This is a genomic window from Methylobacterium sp. 77, from assembly GCF_000372825.1.
Classification (GTDB): domain Bacteria; phylum Pseudomonadota; class Alphaproteobacteria; order Rhizobiales; family Beijerinckiaceae; genus Methylobacterium.
Window position 1 is genome coordinate 4,507,661 of record NZ_KB910516.1, and the last position, 17,656, is coordinate 4,525,316.

The window sequence follows — 17,656 nt, forward strand, 5'->3', positions numbered from 1 at the left end:
TCGCCGGGTGGCGGCCGAGTCCGCGTTGAACCGGCGGTGTACGGGCGCGCGTGGATGCGCACCTGACCGATTACCGTTCGAGGGGGAGATGGGGCGACGCGACGGCTTTGGCGAGGGGCGACCTGCATCAAGCTTCGCACATCGCGCCGGATGCCGCTGCCCGACCTGCGGCGTACGAGTGGGACCGTGCTCGCGTGACGCTGCCGAGCACCTGTGGATGAGCCATGTGCGGGTCTAACGGCTGCTCTGCACTGTTATTCTTACGCCTTGACCGTCCCGGTTCGCGTTGCCAACTGTCTCTGCAAGCCGGCGCGGACGTGGTCTCGCGGACCGTGCAACGTGAAAGGGATCATGATGGCGACGGTAAAAGTAACCGACGCGAGCTTCGAGCAGGACGTTCTCAAGTCCGTGGAGCCCGTAGTCGTCGATTTTTGGGCGGAATGGTGCGGTCCTTGCCGCCAGATCGGCCCGGCCCTCGAAGAGATTTCCGCTGACATGCAGGGTCGCGTGAAGATCGCCAAGGTGAACGTGGACGAGAACCCGGAGATCGCCGCCCAGTACGGCATCCGCTCGATCCCGGCGCTCCTGATCTTCAAAGACGGTCAGCTTGCCAGCCAGAAGGTCGGCGCCGCTCCCAAGGGTGACCTGACCCGTTGGATCGAGGCCAGCGCCTGATCGCGGCACCCGGAGCGTTACCCCGAAAGGTGTGAACCGGCATTCGGAAAGGACGATGCTCCGACGCGATGTGAAAAAGCCCGGCTGAGAAGCCGGGCTTTTTCTTTGGCCGGTTCTCCGACAAGCGCCGTCACCGATCGGCGCCCGGAAACGAAAAAACCCGGCCGTGAGGCCGGGCTTCTCCGTTTCGAGACCTTTGTCGACGTTGCGACGTAGCGGCTTAGTACGAGCCGAACTTGTAGTTCAGACCAGCGCGGACGACAGCGAACTCGGTCTCGCGAGCCGAGGGGCTGAGCGCGATGACGTTGGTGCGCGGGTTGAACACCGAGCGGGCGCCGTTGCCATCCTGCTCGAGGTTCACGTACAGGCCTTCGACCTTCAGCGTGACGGCCGAAGAGCGGAAGAAGTTCAGGAACGAGTCGACCGGCAGAGCGTACTCGATACCACCACCAGCGGTGTAGCCGGTGCGGAAGTCTTCGCCGCCCGAACCGCCGTCGCCGTAGGCGAAGCCGCCGGTGCCGTAGAACAGGACGCGGTCGAACGCGTAACCGACGCGGCCACGGACCGTGCCGAAGAAGTTCATCTGGTTGCCCGGGAGGACAGCAGCAGCGGCAGGAGCAGCGAAGGCCGCACCGGGGGTGCCGGTGAAGGTGTAGGTGCCGCGGCGAGCGCTGTTGCCGAAGTCGGTGTACTGAGCGTCAGCTTCGATACCGACAACCAGGCCCGAACCCGGGGTGAACTGGTAGTTGTAGCCGACCTGGCCACCGCCAGTGAAGCCTTCGAGGTTGTTGCCGCCGCTGCTGACCAGCACGCCGTTGGTCGCGCCGGAATTCAGCACGGAACCGGTCGGCAGGTTGAAGCGGTTGCTGTCGCTGGCATCGAAGCCGTAACCGGCGTTGATACCGAAGTAGAAACCGGTCCAGGTGAACACCGGCACCGGCACGAAGACCGGCGGCGCAGCGCGGCGCGGAAGGTCGGCGGCGGTTGCCGCCGCCGTGAGGGCCGTAAAGGCCGCGAAAGACGTAAGAAGCTTTTTCATCATTGATCCCCAGCGAAGTGCCCGATCGATGGTGAAACTAGACGATTTTCCACAGCCGAGATGTAGCGCTGGGGCCACACCCAAAGCTAGACGCCACAACCGTGGCAGCTCCGGTGGAATTAGGGGATCGTCCGTACGGTTTGATCGGGACGAACACCAAATCATAACGTCTCATGAACCCTCAGCGCGGCGCGGGTGACCGCAATTGCCGATATTTGTCCAATAGCGACGCTACGTTGGACCATTTTTCCGACGAATCGCCGATTTCAGGGCGAGCCGGTGCGGACGCTGAATGAGTCTGGGCCGGCGCTTCGCGATCAGGTCGGCGGTGTGCCGTTGGCCGTGAGAACATTGCCGGCGAGGTAGAGCGAGCCGCAGATCAGGACACGCGGCGGCTGCTCGAAAGCGAAATCGGCGAGACTCTCCAGGGCGGCTTCGACGCTGGAGGCGACATGGGCGGTAAGGCCGACATCGGCGGCGATCTGCGCGACCTCCTCGGCGGGACGGGCGGCCATCTGACCTCCGATCGGGACAGCGATCAGGCCGCGGGCCAGCCCCACGAAATTGCGCAGGAAACCTTCCGCGTCCTTCGTGCCGAGCAGGCCGACTACGAGGACGAGCGGCACGTCGCTGCGCTCTCCGAGATCCGCCATCGCCGTCGCCAGGATGCGACCGCCATCGATGTTGTGGCCGCCGTCGAGCCAGAGCTCGGCGCCGTCCGGTGTCATTTCGGCGAGGCGGCCGCGGTTGAGCCGTTGCAGGCGCCCCGGCCATTCCACCTTGTTGAGACCGGTCTCGATCGCCGCCACGCCGATATCGCCGAAGCCGGCCGCGCGCAGGGCCGCGATCGCGGTAGCGGCATTAGTGAACTGGTGGCGACCGTTGAGGCGAGGCTGCGGCAGGTCGAACAGGTCGACCTCATCCTGATAGACGATGCGCCCACGCTCGGCATGGACGGAGAAATCCTGGTTGCCGACACGGATCGGAGTGGCCCCGATCTCTTCGGCGAAGCGGCACAGGACCGAATCCGCCTCCTTGTAATCCTGGGCCGCGATGATGGCCGGGCAGCCGCGCTTGAAGATCCCCGCCTTCTCGGTCGCGACCGCTTCGACCGTATCGCCGAGATATTCCGCATGGTCGCGCCCGATCGGCGTGACGACGGCCGCGGCGGGGTTGTCGATGACGTTGGTGGCGTCGACCCGGCCGCCGAGTCCGACCTCCAGAAGCAGGACGTCAGCCGGAGTTTCCGAGAATAGGAGAAAGGCCGCGGCCGTGGTGATCTCGAACACCGTGATCGGCTCGCCGGCATTGGCCGCCTCGCAGCGGGCCAGGGCGTCCGCGAGCTGGTCCTCGGGCACGTAGCTGCCGCCGCCGATCGCACCGATGCGGATGCGTTCGTGAAAACGGACGAGGTGCGGCGACGTGTAGACGTGCGCGGCAAGCCCGCCCGCTTCGAGAATCGCCCGCATGAACGCGATGGTCGATCCCTTGCCGTTGGTCCCGGCCACATGGATCACGGGAGGCAGCTTGCGTTCGGGATGCCCGAGCCGCTCGAGCAACCGCTGGATCCGCCCGAGCGACAAGTCGATCGTGCGGGGGTGGAGTGCCAGGAAGCGCGCCATCAGCGCGTCGGAAGAATCCATGGATCGGCTCGCCGTATCGCGTGGGCTCAGGCCGGCTCGGCGACGGCGGTCGTGCGCGCCGGTGCCGTCGTCGCGGGCTGCTTCATCAGCAGGCCGCAGAGCCGGGAAATCGTCTCCTTCAGGGCGTGCCGGTGCACGACCTGATCGACCATGCCATGTTCTTGCAGGTACTCGGCGCGCTGGAAACCGTCGGGCAGTTTCTCTCGGATCGTCTGCTCGATGACGCGCGGACCTGCAAAACAGATCAGGGCGCCGGGTTCGGCGAGATGAACGTCGCCGAGCATGGCATACGACGCCGTCACGCCCCCCGTGGTCGGGTTGGTGAGCACCACGATGTAGGGAAGCTTCGCCGCGTTCAGCCGGCGCACGGCCACCGTGGTGCGCGGCATCTGCATGAGCGACAGGATGCCCTCCTGCATGCGCGCTCCGCCGGAGGCCGAGAACAGGATGTAGGGCGTGCGCTTGTCGAGAGCCGTCTCGGCGCCGCGGACGAAGGCCTCGCCTGCCGCCATGCCGAGCGAACCGGCCATGAAGGCGAAATCCTGCACCGCCAGCGTCATCGGCAGCCCCGAGACCCGGCCGAAGCCGATCTTGAAAGCGTCCGGCATGCCGGTCTTGGCACGAGCGTCCTTCAGGCGGTCGGCATAGCGCTTCTCGTCGCGGAACTTCAACGGGTCGGTGGCCACCTCCGGCAGCGGCACGTCGATCCAGGTGCCCTCGTCGAACATCATCTTCAGGCGCGCTTGCGCGCTCATCTTCAGATGGTGCTCGGAGCCGGGAATGACCCAGTGGTTCCCCTCCACCTCCTTGTGGAACACCATCTGCCCGGTATCCGGGCACTTGACCCAGAGATTCTCGGGGGTCTCGCGCTTGAACAGGGTCTTGATCTTGGGGCGCACGACCTCCGAGATCCAGTTCATGGGTTCAACCATCGTCGACGGACCATTCTTGAGGAAAGGGGTCTCGGATGAGCCGAAGATCGGCTCTCGGGTGGATCGTTCCGGCGCAGCTCGCTCAGGCGGTCTGGCCGCGCACGCCCTGGGCCAGTTCGCGCACCAGGGCGCTCACCGTCTCGGCGGCGTCCCGGCCGTCCACCACCGCCCGGTGGATCACATCGACCAGGGCCGAGCCGACGACGACACCGTCCGCGCCCTTCGCGATCGCGGCCGCCTGAGCGCCCGTTCTCACACCGAAACCCACGACGACCGGCAATTCCGTATGGCGCCGGATCCGCGCCACCGCCTCGGCCACGCGTCCGAAATCGGGCGTCGCCGTACCGGTGATGCCGGTGATCGACACATAATAGACGAAGCCGGCGGTGTTCGCGAGGACGGCGGGAAGCCGGCGCTCGTCGGTCGTGGGAGTCGCGAGCCTGATGAAGGCGAGACCTTTCGCGAGTGCCGGCAGGCAGAGTTCGTCGTCCTCTTCCGGCGGCAGGTCGACGACGATCAGGCCGTCGATGCCTGCCGCGACGGCATCGTCGATGAAGCGGTCGACGCCATAGGCATGGATCGGGTTGTAATAGCCCATCAGGATGACCGGGGTTCCGGCATTGCCTTCCCGGAAGCGGCGGACGAGACCGAGGGTCTTGATCAGATCCTGTCCGCCCTTCAGGGCGCGGAGCGCCGCGGCCTGGATCGCCGGTCCGTCCGCCATCGGGTCGGTGAACGGGAGACCGAACTCGACGATGTCGGCACCGGCCTCCGGCAGCGCCTGAAGCACCTTCAAGGAGGTCTCGGCATCGGGATCGCCCGCCATCACGTAGGTCACGAGGGCGGCGCGCCCTTCCGCACGGCAGCGGGCGAAGGTGGCCTCGATGCGCGTCTCCACGGAACCGGTGGGGCTGACCGAGGTCGAAAGGGTCTCTGACGGCGAAAGGGTCATGGCGCCTGCGTCTCGCGGCCCGCCCTCCGAGAAGAGGCGGCCCAGGAACAAGCCGTCGCGCCTACACCATCGCGGCCTGCCCGTGAAGCGCGACGTGCCGAGGGGACGCGGGTCCGACCCAGGCGCGACCCCGTCGGCGAAGGAGCGGGCATCGTCGGGCATCGTGTCAACCAAGCCTTAATCTCGTTTCGAAAGCCGTCCTTCAATCCCGCATGCGAGAGAGACGAAGGGAGTGTCCGGAGACGTGTCGCGAAGTGCGGCGGCTCGCCCTGCGGCGAGGCCGGTCTCGACCGTTCCGCGCCATCCAACGGAGAAGTCGGTGGTCACACTGGAGGTCGCCCTCGCTCTCATCCTGTTCGCCGTCCTGGCCACGGCTTGCGTCCTCGCCTGGCTCCGTCGCCGACCGATCGGCGACGGGACCGAGATCGAACGGCTCCAGGACCGCATCTGGCGGATGTCGGAGAGCGAGGAGCGCTACCGCGCCCTGGTGGAGGCGACCACCGACGTCATCGTCCAGCGCGACGCCAACGGACGGATCACTTTCGCCAATGACGGGTTCGGCCACCTCCTCGGAGCCGAGCCGCTGACGCTGCTCGGTTCGACGGTTCAGCTCGAAATCCTCGAACAGGGGCTTCGTCATCAACAGGCCGACGGCGTCAGCCGGATCGAGATGCAGGTGCGACCCGTCGACGGCATCCCGCGCTGGTTCTCCTTCATCGAGACGCCCGTGACCGGACCGGGCGGACGGACTCAATGGTTACGCGCCGGCTCCGACATCACCGAACGGATCGAATCCGCCCGCTCCCTCGACGAGGCGCGGCACCGCGCCGAGGCGGCCAACGTGGCCAAGTCCCGCTTTCTCGCGACCGTCAGCCACGAGTTCCGCACGCCGCTCAACGGCATCCTCGGCATGGCCGACCTCGTTCTGGAGACCGGGCTGGACGCCGAACAGCGGACCTATGTGGAGGCGGTGCAGACGTCCGGCCGGGCCTTGCTGACGCTCATCGACGGCATCCTCGACTTTTCGCGGATCGAGGCCGGCCGTCTCGACCTGTCGGCCGAGCCGTTCGACGTCCGTGCGGTGGTGGAGGGCGTGGTCGAACTCCTCGCGCCCCGCGCCCAGGACAAGGGTATCGAGATCGCCATCGACGTGGCGGACGACGTGCCCACGGAGGTCGTCGGCGACGCCGACCGGGTCCGCCAGATCGTGGTCAATCTCGCCGGCAACGCGATCAAGTTCACCAACCGTGGCGGCGTCGGCGTCACCATGCGCTGGGTCGAGCGAGAGATCGTCCTGGCGATCGCCGATACGGGACCGGGAATTCCCGACGCGCGCATCCCCATCCTGTTCGAGGAATTCGAGCAGGGCGACAACAGCGCCAGCACGCGCCACGAGGGAACCGGCCTCGGCCTCGCCATCACCCGACGCCTCGTCTCGCAGATGGGGGGGCGCATCGATGCGAGGTCGGTGGTCGGTCGCGGCAGCACCTTCACCGTCCATCTGCCCCTGCCGGCGGGCGCTGTCAGCGAGAGCGCCTTGCCCCGAATCTCCCTCGACGGCCGCCGGATCCTGATCGTCGCCGAGTCGCCCTATCAGGCGCCGTTCCTTGCCCGGCGCCTGTCCCGCTCGGGCGCATCGGCGGTGGTGGTACCCAGTCTCGATGCCGGGCTCGACGCATTGTCGGGCGTCTACTTCGATGCGGTCATCGCCGACCGCTCGCTCGGCGATGAGAGCGTGCGCAGCCTCGCGGCGGAAGCCAGGAGATGCGGCGTGCGCTGCAGCCTCATCCTCCTTTCTCCCTTCGACCGCCGCGAATTCGGCGCACCGGGGGCTGCCGGCTTCGACAGCTATCTCATCAAGCCGGTGCGAGCCCGCTCGCTCTTCGACCGCCTCCTCGAACCGACTTCAATCACAGCCAGCTCCGATCCGGCCGTGGGACCGGCGCCCGGCTTTGACGCGGTCTCGCCTCCCAAGGTGAAGGCTCGCGGAGTGCCGGGCATCCGCGTTCTTCTCGCCGAGGACAACCCGATCAACGCCCTCCTGGCGACCAGGGCGCTGGAACGGCTCGGCGCCGAGGTGGTGCTCGCGCGGGACGGACTCGAAGCGCTGGTCCAGCTCGATCGTCCCAATTCCCGGTTCGACCTCGCCCTGATCGACATCCGAATGCCGGGGATCGACGGCCTCGAAACGGCGCGGCGCATCCGTGTAAGCGAGGCCGAGCACGGCCTCGCACCGCTCCACCTCGTGGCGCTCACCGCCAATACCGGCCGCGAGGACGAGCGGGCCGCACGCGAAGCCGGGTTCGACGCCTTCCTGCCAAAGCCCCTCGACCTCAAGACCCTGCCGGCCATCCTCGACAGGACCACCGCCGCCGCGGCCTGAAGCTCCCTCGGCGAGACAGCCTCCGCGTCGCCCGGCCCGGAGGCTTGAACCAGACCTGACGATCGACCGATCAATGTCTCTCTGTCGACTCCGACACGGCCGGAACGCATCCCGGTCTGGGGGAGACGCGGGAGCCCGGGAATGCGCCTTGGCGACCTCGCTGGCCGGCGACGCCCGATGCCACGACCCCTGGTCGATCCTCGTCACAGCCATGCGATCCTGTTTTGGAGACACACCGGTGATGAAGGTCGCCCCGGGGGGATGAGGCGTTTCGGAGCCGGGCTGGCAGCTCCATGCTCGTGACCCCCGAAGCATGGCTTCTCACCGTGCCGGGCGTGACCTCGCCGGGGCGGTACGTCCTGCACGACAGGGTTGCCCCGCCAGCGAGGCGGCCCGGTCGCATCGTCCTGCGCCGCGAACACGGATTCGCAGCATCCCACACATCATGCCGCTTCCAGCCGGATTTGAGAGGCAGGAGTTTCCCGCTCCCAGCCTCGCGTTGACAGGGCGCGGCGCGCGAGCGAACACGGGCCCCATGCAAGCACCAGCCTCGCCACCGTCCGACGCCAAGGCGCCGATGCCGCCATCGCCGAACCGGGATGGTCTCGTGGCCTGGGGCGTGGCAGCCGTCGTGGTGGTCACTGTCCTGATAGGCACCTTCGCGCCGTCGTCGCACGGCCGCTCCGGGCCTTCGTCTTCGGCCGACGACGCCACCTGCGCCGAGTGGAGCGACGGGTGCACGATCTGCCAGCGGCACGCGGAAGGGTTGGCCTGCTCCCTGCCGGGCATCGCCTGCGTTCCGCAAGAACAGCATTGCCTTCGCCATTCCGGGGGATGACCGGGTCGTCCGCTCCGATCCGCCTCCGCTTCGCGCCGAGCCCCAATGGGCGCCTCCATCTCGGCCATGCCTATTCGGCGCTGGTCAATCGGGATTACGCCAGGCGGCTCGGCGGCGAACTCATTCTGCGCATCGAGGATATCGACCCGGTGCGGTCGCGCCCCGAACTGATCGCCGCCATCGAGGACGACCTCGCCTGGCTCGGAATCGAATTCGCTGGCCCGGTCCGGCGTCAGTCACGGCATCTGCCGGCCTATCGCGATGCCGTCGAGATGCTCGGCTCGCGCGGCCTCGCCTATCCCTGCTTCTGCTCTCGCGCCGCGGTGATCTCGGCCGCAGGGCCTGACCCGGCCCGTGACCCGGACGGGGCGCCGCTTTATCCCGGCACCTGCCACTCGCTCGATCCCGCCGACCGGGCGTCACGCCTCGCCGCCGGGCTTTTGCATGGCTGGCGACTCGATATCGGTCGCGCCCTCGCGCGCGTCCCCGGCCCGCATCGTTTCCGCAGTCTCGACGCGGCTGGCGCCGAAACGGTGCATGCCGCCGATCCGGTCCGCTGGGGCGATGCGCTGATCGCCCGCCGCGACGTGCCGACGAGCTACCATCTCTCCGTCGTGATCGACGATGCCGTCCAAGAGGTCAGCCACGTGGTTCGCGGTGCCGATCTCCTGGCCTCCACCGATCTCCACATCCTGTTGCAGGCGCTGCTCGGCGTCGCGAGCCCGGCCTATCGTCATCATTCCCTCATCCTCGGGCCGGACGGGACGAAGCTCGCCAAGTCGCGCGGCTCGGAATCCCTCGGCGACCTGAGGGCGCAGGGCGTCACGCCGGCGGAGATCCGCCGCCGTCTCGGGTTCGGATGAGGGGAGAGGGCCTCAGCGCGGTGCGTCGCGCTGGGCCATGGCATTGCCGGTGCGCGATTTCTGCATCGTGCCCTCGATCTGCTCGCGCTGGCGCGTGAACTCGGTGAGCATTCGCCCGTCGAGCTCGCGCCCGCGCGGCACGCGGATCTTCATCGGATCGACGAAGTGACCGTTGATGATGACCTCGTAATGCAGGTGCGCGCCGGTGGAGAGGCCGGTGGACCCGACATAGCCGATCACCTGTCCCTGGCGCACCTTGGCGCCGGACGTGACCCCGCGGGCGAAGCGCGACATGTGGTTGTAGGTCGTGACGTAGCCGTTGATGTGCTGCAGCTCGACACGGCGGCCGTAGCCCGAATCCCAATCCGCCTTGATGACGGTGCCATTGCCGGCGGCGACGATCGGCGTGCCGATCGGGTTGGCCCAGTCCACGCCGGTATGCAGCTTGGCATAGCCGAGGATCGGGTGACGCCTGTAGCCGAACCCCGAACGCATGATGCCGTCGGCGATGGGCTTGCGGATGAGGAACTTCTTCAGCGAGCGACCCTGCTCGTCGAGATAGTCGATGGAGCCGTCGTCCGGCGACTGGAAGCGAAAGACCTTGCGCGCCTCTCCGCCCAGGTTGAGCGACGCGTAGAGGAGTTCCGGCCGGTCGAGGGCGGCCTGACCGCCATCCTCGTCGTAGGTATAGAAGACGTCGAGGCTGTCGCCATTCGAGATACGTCGCTGAAAATCGATGTCGTAGCTGAAGATCCGGACGATATCCTCCACGGTCGCGCGCGGCAGGTCATGCCGGGCCGCCGTCTCGTAGAGGCTCTGGTACAGACGCGGACCGGAGCCGCCATCCTCGTCCTCGTCGTCATCCCCGGTATCGGCAACGACCGGCGCCTTGCGCGCCGATTTGTCCTCCACCGCCTGCGCCACCGAAACGAAGACACCGCGATCGTTGATGGCCGCGGTCACCTCGACCCCGGTCTCGCCGTAGAGCGTGACCCGCGTCAGTTGCCGTGGATCGCCGGGCTTCGGGCCGGGCGCGATCTGGATGCGGAATTGCTGGCCTTCGGCAAGCTCGCCGACCCGCGCGCGCCCGCCGAGAGCGGCGACGACGCCCTTGATCTGCTCGTCGCTCGCCTGGCCGGTGGCTTTCAGCAAGGCCTCCAGCGTATCGCCGCGCTTGATCGCCAAGTCGCGATCCTCCACCAGCGGCGTCTCGCCCTGCCGGAGGCTGGTCTTTGCGAGATTGGTGACGTTCTCGGGGACCACGAGGACGTCGATCGATTTGAAGGGGCTCGCATCGCCCGATGGCGGCGTGAGCCCACCGAAATCGGGACCGGCAATGCCCTGCTGAAGGGCCCGCGACAGCATCAGCTGCGGGGCGATCGGGATCGCTGTGCGGCGCCCGGCCTCGGCGGCCAGTCGCTTCTCTTCCTCGACTTGCGCGGTGACGGCATCGTCGCCGAGGGCGGGCGTATCCGCCTCGATCGCTATCGTGGTCAGATCCCGCTTGATCACGGTGACCTCCGCGCCGGGGGCATCGGCGGCGCTCGGCTCGGTCGCCCGTTCGAGCGGCTCGCTGGAGACGAACTTCATCGGGTCGAAGCGCGGCATCTCTGCGGAGAAGACCCCGGTCGACATGGAGAGCGCCGTCGAGATCCGGACGAAGGGCCGGACCTTGATGATCTCGCGTTCGCCGAGGCGCACCGTCACCGGCGAGCGGAAGGTCTGCTTGGCCGAGGCGATCATCACATTGCGGACGAGCCGGTCGCCTTTCCTGGCGATGTTGGCGACATCGTCACTGGGGGCGGGGCGGACCATGATCTCGGCATGTTCCGGAACGGCGGCGAAAGAGACGTCGCCCTGGAGGGAGACGTAGATCGCGGCGCCGATGAGCCCCGCTCCAGTGAGCCCGGTCAGAGCGCTCGCGCAGAGCCAGCGCAGATTGACCTCACGACGGTCGATCCTGGCGGAATCGGTGACGAAGAGGTCGAGAGGGGCATCGCTTGCCCGGCTTGGAGGGACCTGGCGCGACTCGGCGTTGTTCGTCGGAGCTCCGATCCTGAGACGGCCGCGCGCCACGTGATTCCCTCTCAAATGTGCCTGGTCTTCTCAAAGGATCGACCCGGTCTCGTTGGTCCAGAACCGGAGGACTTCGATCCGTGGCCGATGATATCGATCGAGGCCCGACATGTCGAAGCCGACCATGTCCAGATTGAGGCGCGGCCGCGAGGTGTCCCCGGAGGACAGGGCGCCTGCCCTGGGTGTTTGATCCCGGATTTTGATGGTTTGGTTGTGTCCGGCGCCTGGAGGAATGCTCCATGGTCTGGTTCACCACCGGAGCGCCAGGACGACTGCGGCGTTCCAGCGGCACACGCCATCGCCCCTAGACCATTATCCCGACGCGTTGCAGGAAGCGATTCCGCACCTGACGCATTCGTCACTGTGCCGCTGTCTCGCGCGCCACGGCACTTCCGGGTTGCCGAATGTGGACCGCGGTAAGCCTGCCAAGAAGCGCTTCAAAGCCGGCCGAATAGGCTCGGCCCACATTGTGACAGCGCCGAGGTAGAGATCGCCGACCCGCGCCCTGCGAGTTCGGCCCTAAAGCCCTGACAGCAGAACCCGAACAGTTCAGCGTCGATCCAATCCACAAATGCCAGGACGAGGTGCCTAGGACAGACCCCGCCAGACGGCATCGGCCGCCAGTCCGGCGAAGAGGATCAGCCCGGCATCGCGGTTGGAGCGGAAGAGCGTGAGCGCCCCGCGCCCGTCGCCGGGTTTCAGGCGGTAGACCTGCCATCCGAGATGGAAGGCGAAGAGGACGACTCCGAGACAGCCCAGGGCACCCGCGCCCGCCAAGGCGGCGGCGATGGCGATGGCGGTGACCGAGACGGCGTAGCAGAGGCCGATGGCCGGCTTCAGCCCACGACCGAACAGGCGCGCCGAAGACCGGATTCCGGCGATCTCGTCATCCTCGATATCCTGCACCGCGTAGATCGTGTCGTAGCCGACGACCCAGGCGACGGTACCGAGATAGAGCAGCCAGGCGGGCGCCGCGAGATCGCCGAACGCCGCGACCCAGCCCATCAGCGCGCCCCACGAGAAGGCGAGGCCGAGCACCGCCTGGGGCATCGACATCACCCGCTTCATGAACGGATAGATCGCCACCGGCAGGAGCGACGCCATGCCGACGAGGATGGCGGTGCGGTTGAATTGAAGCAGCACCGCGAGGCCGACCAGGGCCTGTAGCACCAGGAACAGCGCAGCGGCGCGGGTCCCGATCTGTCCCGAAGGGAGGGGGCGCGAGCGCGTGCGCTCCACCTGCGCGTCGAGGTCGCGGTCGGCGATGTCGTTATAGGTCGAGCCCGCGCCCCGCATGGCGACGGCGCCGATGAGGAACAGCGCGAGATGGACCGGGTCCGGGAACGCCGCGCGGCCGGCGAGGGCCGCCAACGCGGCCGACCACCAGCAGGGCAGTAGCAGCAGCCACCAGCCGATCGGCCGGTCGATTCGCGCCAGCCGGAGATAGGGGCGGAGGGCGCGCGGCGCGAGGCGATCGACCCAGTGCCCGGCGACCGCGTCCGCGACCTTCCCGTCCGGCGAGGTCACGCCCGCCATGCGCGGGCGCGAACGTCGGAGACAGCGTCAGCCAATGCTCAGAGCGCGCCCTGGGGCATCTTCAGGCTGCCGGTGAGACCGGGACCGCCGAGCATGCCGCCGCCACCGCCGCCGTTCTGGGCCTGGGCGCGGGCCTGGGCTTCCATCTTGGAGGCCTGGGCTGCGACGCCGCAGATCTTGGTGCGGATGCCCGAGACCTTGATGTGATCGGCCTTGAACCCTTCGGCGAAGGCATCGGGGATCGAGCACCATTCCTTGTTGGCGGCGATCCACTTGACACCCTCGGAGCCGTTGGATTGCAGCTTCCCGAACAGGGCGCAGGCTTCGCCCGGGGTCATCTTCTTCTTCGAGTTCGAGGCGGCATTCGCCTTGGCCACGAGTTCCTTGCGCGACTGGAGCGTCTTCTGGATCTCGCCGCATTCCGCGTTCTGCGCAAAGGCAGGTCCGGCGATGAGGGCGGACCCGAGAAGGGCTCCGGCAAACGCCGCGATGGTCTTCGATGACATGAGCTAGGCTTCCCTCTCCCCCAATCCACGCCGGAGCCATTTCAGGGCCGCCGGTGCGATTGCCTCTCCTGTGAGACGTCTCGCCATAGGAATGTGGCGTCATTCGAGACGTAAACCGGCGGCAAGGAATGCGTTTGGGGAAACGCGACAAAGTCCGGCCTTGTGGCTCCGCTGCAACATGCGGCTTTCGGCCCCGCGTTGACAGGCGCGGAGCCGCGGGCGACCACGCGGAACCATGGCAGCCTACGACTTCACCGCCCCGCGCCTCTTCGTCGAGCCGGATCTCCGCGACGGCACGATTCTCCCCCTGGAGCGTGCCCAGGCGAATTACCTGCTGAACGTCCTGCGGCGCGGGCCCGACGACCCGGTCCTCGTCTTCAACGGCCGCGACGGCGAATGGCGCACCCGCATCGTCCAGAGCGGCCGCAAGAGCGCCGAGCTGATCGCGGTGGAGCGCCTGCGGCCGCAGCCCGAGCGGGCCGACCTGCATTACCTGTTCGCGCCGCTGAAGACCGCCCGCCTCGATTACCTGGCGCAGAAGGCGGTGGAGATGGGCGCCGGCACGATCCGCCCGGTCTTCACCCGCTACACGCAGGGTGAGCGGATCAACCAGGATCGCCTGCGCGCCAACGCCATCGAGGCGGCCGAGCAATGCGGCATCGTGGCGATTCCCGAACTTCCAGAGGCGGTCCGCTTGCCGCTGGCGCTCGCCGACCTCGCCGCCGAACGGCTCCTCGTCTTCTGCGACGAGGACGCGCCCGTCGCCGACCCGGTCGCGGCCCTGCGCAAGGCCGCAGATCCCTCGGCGCCTCCGCCGCTGGCGGTGCTGATCGGGCCGGAGGGCGGATTCTCGGAGGAGGAGAGGGCGATGATCGCCGCGCGGCCCAACACCGTGGCCCTCTCTCTCGGCCCCCGGATCCTGCGGGCCGACACCGCCGCCGTGGTGGCGCTCGCCCTGGTCCAGTCTGTGCTCGGGGACACACGCTGAGCAGCCCCCCGATGCCCCGCGTTGTCCCTACCTCGCGCCTGGACTAAGGAGTCGCCATCTCCGAAGGGGCTCCTCCGCTGCGGTCCGGCCTGCCTCTCACCACACACGACCTTCACCACGAGGCAGCGCATGGCGCGCGATACGTCCGACACCACACCGCTGACGAAGCGGGACGAGCTGATCGCGTGGTTCGCCGAAGGCGAGAAACCGCGCGCGAGCTTCGCCGTCGGCACCGAGCACGAGAAGGTCCCGTTCTACAAGAACGGCAACGGCCCTGTCCCCTATGCGGGCGAGACCGGGATTCGCGCGCTTCTCGAAGGCGTGGCGCGCGAGACGGGCTGGGAGGCGATCGAGGATGCCGGCAACCTGATCGGGCTCGCGGGCGCCGATGGCGGGGCGATCTCGCTCGAGCCCGGCGGACAGTTCGAACTGTCCGGCGCGCCGCTCCCCGACGTCCACGGCACCGAGCGCGAACTGCGCCTCCATCTCGAAGCGACGGCACGCGCGGCCGATCCTCTCGGCATCGGCTTCCTCGACCTCGGCATGAGCCCGAAATGGACCCGCGAGGACACGCCGGTCATGCCGAAGAGCCGCTACAAGATCATGGCGGGCTACATGCCGAAGGTCGGGTCCCTCGGCCTCGACATGATGCTGCGCACGGCGACCGTCCAGGTGAATCTCGACTTCTCCTCCGAAGCCGACATGGCCGCCAAGATGCGGGTCGCCCTGGCGCTGCAGCCGGTGGCGACGGCGCTCTTCGCCAACTCGCCCTTCACCGACGGCCGTCCCAACGGCTTCCTCTCGCGCCGCTCCGAGATCTGGCGCGACACCGACGCCGCCAGGACCGGCATGCTGCCGCGCTCCTTCGAGGCCGGGTTCGGCTACGAGGCCTATACCGACTGGCTGCTCGACATGCCGATGTATTTCGTCAAGCGCGGCGAGACCTATCACGACGTCAGTGGCGCCTCGTTCCGCGATCTCATGGATGGCCGGCTTGCCGCCCTTCCCGGCGAGCGGGCGACGGTCTCCGACTGGGCGAACCACGCCTCCACCGCGTTTCCCGAAGTGCGGCTCAAGCGCTTCATCGAGATGCGCGGCTCGGATGTCGGCGATGCCGGCATGATCGTCGCTCAGGCGGCGTTCTGGGTCGGGCTCCTCTACGACGAGGCCGGCCTCGCCGCCGCCTGGGACATCGCCAAACATTGGAGCGCCGCCGAGCGCGAATGCCTGCGCGCCACGGTTCCGCGCCTCGGCCTCGCCGCCCCGATCGCGGGCCGCAGCCTCGGAACGGTGGCCGCCGAAGCGCTCGCCATCTCCCGCAAGGGTCTCGAAGCGCGCGCCCGCCGCGATTCGCAGGGGCGGGACGAGGCGCATTATCTCCAGCCGCTGGAAGCCATCGTCGCCGACGGTCGCTCGCGGGCGGAGGACAGGCTCGCCGATTACGAAGGGCCGTGGCGCCGCTCGGTAGAGCCCGCCTTCACCGAATGCGTATTCTGACCCGGTCGTATTGACTCTAATACCACGTGTCGTCTCGGGGACGATTGTGCGACGGGGCAGGTTGGGCCGATAGTGCTTGAGCTGTTCCGGAACGGTTCATCGGAGATGGTGTTTTTACGGTTCAGGTTCATTCGAAATAGGAGATCGCCCGCATGTCGCGCATCATGTCCCTGGTCCTCGCCGGTTCGACCGCCATCGGTCTCGCGGCGGCTCCTGTTTCCGGTGCAACGGCCGCGCCGATGCCCGCCCTGACCTCGGCGCAGGTGGCCGGCGGCGGTTCGGCCGTCGAGACTGTGCGCTACGGCCGCTATTATGGCGGTGGCGGCTATCGCCGTGGCTATTACGGCGGCGGTTACCGCCGTGGACCGGGAATCGGCGGGGCCCTCGCGGCCGGCGCCGCGCTCGGCATCATCGGCGGCGCGATCGCCGCGAGCCAGGCCCCGCGCTACGGCTATTACGACCGTGGTTACGCCCCCGGTTACGGCTATGCACCCGCCTACGGCTATGCCGCCCCGGCCTATGGCTATGCGCCGGCTTACGGCTACCCCGCCTACGGGTACTGACCGAATCCATCGGCCGATGCGTCTCTCGCGACGCATCGGCGATCGTGACGCAGCCCCGCCCACGGCCGACGCCGCGGGTGGGGTTTTTTCGTCGTGAGGGGCCGAATGACCGACGCATTGCCCATTCTCGACCTCAGCGGCCTGAAATGCCCGCTCCCGGTCCTGCGCACCCGCAAGGCGATGCGCGCCCTGGAACCCGGGGCGAGGCTGACCATCCTCTGCACCGATCCCGTCTCGGTGATCGACATCCCTCACCTGGTCTCCCAGGAAGGCGACCGCCTGGTGGGACAGGGCCGGGAGGAGGGTGTCTTCTGCTTCACCATCGAGAAAGGCGGCGCCGGCGCGTGACATGCCGCGCATTCGGCACCGCCTTTGCCTCAATGATGCGGCAACTCCCGGTTAGGTGATCCCGAACAGGGCCGCGCGACCGCCCGCGGCCGGAAGACGGGAACGAGTATATGGCGCCGGTGATCCGTGGCACGCGCATCCTGCACGACGGCTGGAGCCGCTTCCTCGTGGCCGAGGTGACGATGCCGGACGGCACGCGCCTCACCCGCGAGATCGAGGACCACGGCCGCGCGGTCGCGGTGCTGCCCTACGATCCCGAGCGGCGCGTGGCGCTGCTGGTGGAGCAATTCCGGCCACCCACCTTCTTTGCCGCCGGCACCCTGTCGCTGCTCGAAGTTCCGGCCGGGCTGCTCGACGAATCGGAGCCCGAGGACGGCGCCCGCCGCGAGGCCTTCGAGGAGACCGGGGTCCGGCTCGGCACGCTGGAGCGGCTGACGACCGGCTGGTCCATGCCGGGCATCTCCACCGAGCAGATGGACCTGTTCCTCGGCGCCTACGAAGCCGCCGACCGCTCGGGCCCCGGCGGCGGGTTGGCCGAGGAGCACGAGGCCATCACCGTGCACGAGATGCCGCTGGCGACCCTCGCGGCCATGAGCGACCGGGGCGAGATCACCGACATGAAGACCCTGCTCCTCCTCCTCGCCCTGCGCCTGCGCCGGCCGGAATTGTTCGTGGAACGCTAGAATCGACGGGTGGATTTTAAGCCTATTCTTGGTCTGGTTGTATAAATATCACCGTTCGTCGCGAAATCCTGCGCGTCGCTCGCGTCGATTGAAACTCGTTCCTTCGGTCCGTAGCAGAGGTTCAAGCGGTTCCC

Annotated in this window: 16 protein-coding genes; 9 read left to right on the forward strand and 7 right to left on the reverse strand. The window is 67.8% G+C overall.

Annotated elements, in window-relative coordinates; all coding sequences use genetic code 11:
- Window positions 1–354: 354 nt before the first annotated feature.
- Window positions 355–675: a thioredoxin gene (gene trxA / locus A3OK_RS0121365; RefSeq protein WP_026597514.1), complete on the forward strand. Its 321-nt coding sequence runs from the start codon at window positions 355–357 to the stop codon at window positions 673–675.
- Between the two features lie 220 nt (window positions 676–895).
- Here trxA and A3OK_RS0121370 read toward each other — a convergent pair whose 3' ends face one another.
- The 4 genes from A3OK_RS0121370 to trpA form a co-directional block, all read right to left on the reverse strand.
- Window positions 896–1,714, reverse strand: coding sequence for a porin (locus tag A3OK_RS0121370; protein WP_026597515.1), 819 nt, complete (start codon window positions 1,712–1,714; stop codon window positions 896–898).
- Window positions 1,715–2,031: 317 nt separating this feature from the next.
- A complete protein-coding gene (locus A3OK_RS0121375) occupies window positions 2,032–3,357 on the reverse strand; it encodes a folylpolyglutamate synthase/dihydrofolate synthase family protein (protein ID WP_019906936.1) in 1,326 nt (441 codons plus the stop codon).
- 26 nt (window positions 3,358–3,383) lie between these two features.
- On the reverse strand, window positions 3,384–4,289 hold the full coding sequence (accD, locus tag A3OK_RS0121380) for an acetyl-CoA carboxylase, carboxyltransferase subunit beta (protein ID WP_026597516.1): 906 nt from the start codon (window positions 4,287–4,289) through the stop codon (window positions 3,384–3,386).
- A gap of 82 nt (window positions 4,290–4,371) precedes the next feature.
- Window positions 4,372–5,187 (reverse strand): tryptophan synthase subunit alpha, encoded by an 816-nt coding sequence (trpA, locus tag A3OK_RS0121385; RefSeq protein ID WP_026597517.1) that lies wholly within the window; start codon window positions 5,185–5,187, stop codon window positions 4,372–4,374.
- Window positions 5,188–5,560: 373 nt separating this feature from the next.
- On the opposite strand from trpA, the gene A3OK_RS0121390 reads away from it, so the two are divergent.
- The 3 genes from A3OK_RS0121390 (at window position 5,561) to gluQRS (ending at window position 9,325) form a co-directional block, all read left to right on the forward strand.
- On the forward strand, window positions 5,561–7,624 hold the full coding sequence (locus A3OK_RS0121390; protein ID WP_019906939.1) for an ATP-binding protein: 2,064 nt from the start codon (window positions 5,561–5,563) through the stop codon (window positions 7,622–7,624).
- Between the two features lie 535 nt (window positions 7,625–8,159).
- Window positions 8,160–8,462: a hypothetical protein gene (locus A3OK_RS23780; protein ID WP_245259396.1), complete on the forward strand. Its 303-nt coding sequence runs from the start codon at window positions 8,160–8,162 to the stop codon at window positions 8,460–8,462.
- On the forward strand, window positions 8,459–9,325 hold the full coding sequence (gene gluQRS, locus A3OK_RS0121395) for a tRNA glutamyl-Q(34) synthetase GluQRS (protein ID WP_019906940.1): 867 nt from the start codon (window positions 8,459–8,461) through the stop codon (window positions 9,323–9,325). The genes A3OK_RS23780 and gluQRS overlap by 4 nt, the downstream gene beginning before the upstream one ends.
- A gap of 12 nt (window positions 9,326–9,337) precedes the next feature.
- On the opposite strand, the gene A3OK_RS0121400 is transcribed toward gluQRS, so the two are convergent.
- From A3OK_RS0121400 to A3OK_RS0121415, 3 genes are all read right to left on the reverse strand, one after another.
- Window positions 9,338–11,380 carry a M23 family metallopeptidase gene (locus A3OK_RS0121400; RefSeq protein ID WP_245259459.1) on the reverse strand — a complete coding sequence of 681 codons (2,043 nt, stop codon included), beginning with the start codon at window positions 11,378–11,380 and terminating at the stop codon, window positions 9,338–9,340.
- A 609-nt stretch (window positions 11,381–11,989) separates the two neighbouring features.
- The gene (gene ubiA, locus A3OK_RS0121410; RefSeq protein ID WP_019906943.1) at window positions 11,990–12,937 is read right to left on the reverse strand and encodes a 4-hydroxybenzoate octaprenyltransferase; all 948 of its coding nucleotides are present in this window, start codon (window positions 12,935–12,937) and stop codon (window positions 11,990–11,992) included.
- A 38-nt stretch (window positions 12,938–12,975) separates the two neighbouring features.
- Window positions 12,976–13,443, reverse strand: a complete 468-nt coding sequence (locus tag A3OK_RS0121415) for a hypothetical protein (protein WP_019906944.1) — start codon at window positions 13,441–13,443, stop codon at window positions 12,976–12,978.
- Window positions 13,444–13,678: 235 nt separating this feature from the next.
- On the opposite strand from A3OK_RS0121415, the gene A3OK_RS0121420 reads away from it, so the two are divergent.
- The 5 genes from A3OK_RS0121420 (at window position 13,679) to A3OK_RS0121440 (ending at window position 17,522) form a co-directional block, all read left to right on the forward strand.
- Window positions 13,679–14,431: a 16S rRNA (uracil(1498)-N(3))-methyltransferase gene (locus tag A3OK_RS0121420; protein ID WP_019906945.1), complete on the forward strand. Its 753-nt coding sequence runs from the start codon at window positions 13,679–13,681 to the stop codon at window positions 14,429–14,431.
- 129 nt (window positions 14,432–14,560) lie between these two features.
- Entirely contained in the window at window positions 14,561–15,928 is a 1,368-nt protein-coding gene (locus A3OK_RS0121425; RefSeq protein ID WP_019906946.1) for a glutamate--cysteine ligase, read from the forward strand.
- A gap of 152 nt (window positions 15,929–16,080) precedes the next feature.
- Window positions 16,081–16,491 carry a hypothetical protein gene (locus A3OK_RS0121430; protein ID WP_019906947.1) on the forward strand — a complete coding sequence of 137 codons (411 nt, stop codon included), beginning with the start codon at window positions 16,081–16,083 and terminating at the stop codon, window positions 16,489–16,491.
- 105 nt (window positions 16,492–16,596) lie between these two features.
- On the forward strand, window positions 16,597–16,839 hold the full coding sequence (locus A3OK_RS0121435) for a sulfurtransferase TusA family protein (RefSeq protein ID WP_019906948.1): 243 nt from the start codon (window positions 16,597–16,599) through the stop codon (window positions 16,837–16,839).
- 110 nt (window positions 16,840–16,949) lie between these two features.
- Window positions 16,950–17,522, forward strand: a complete 573-nt coding sequence (locus tag A3OK_RS0121440; protein WP_019906949.1) for an NUDIX hydrolase — start codon at window positions 16,950–16,952, stop codon at window positions 17,520–17,522.
- Window positions 17,523–17,656 lie beyond the last annotated feature (134 nt).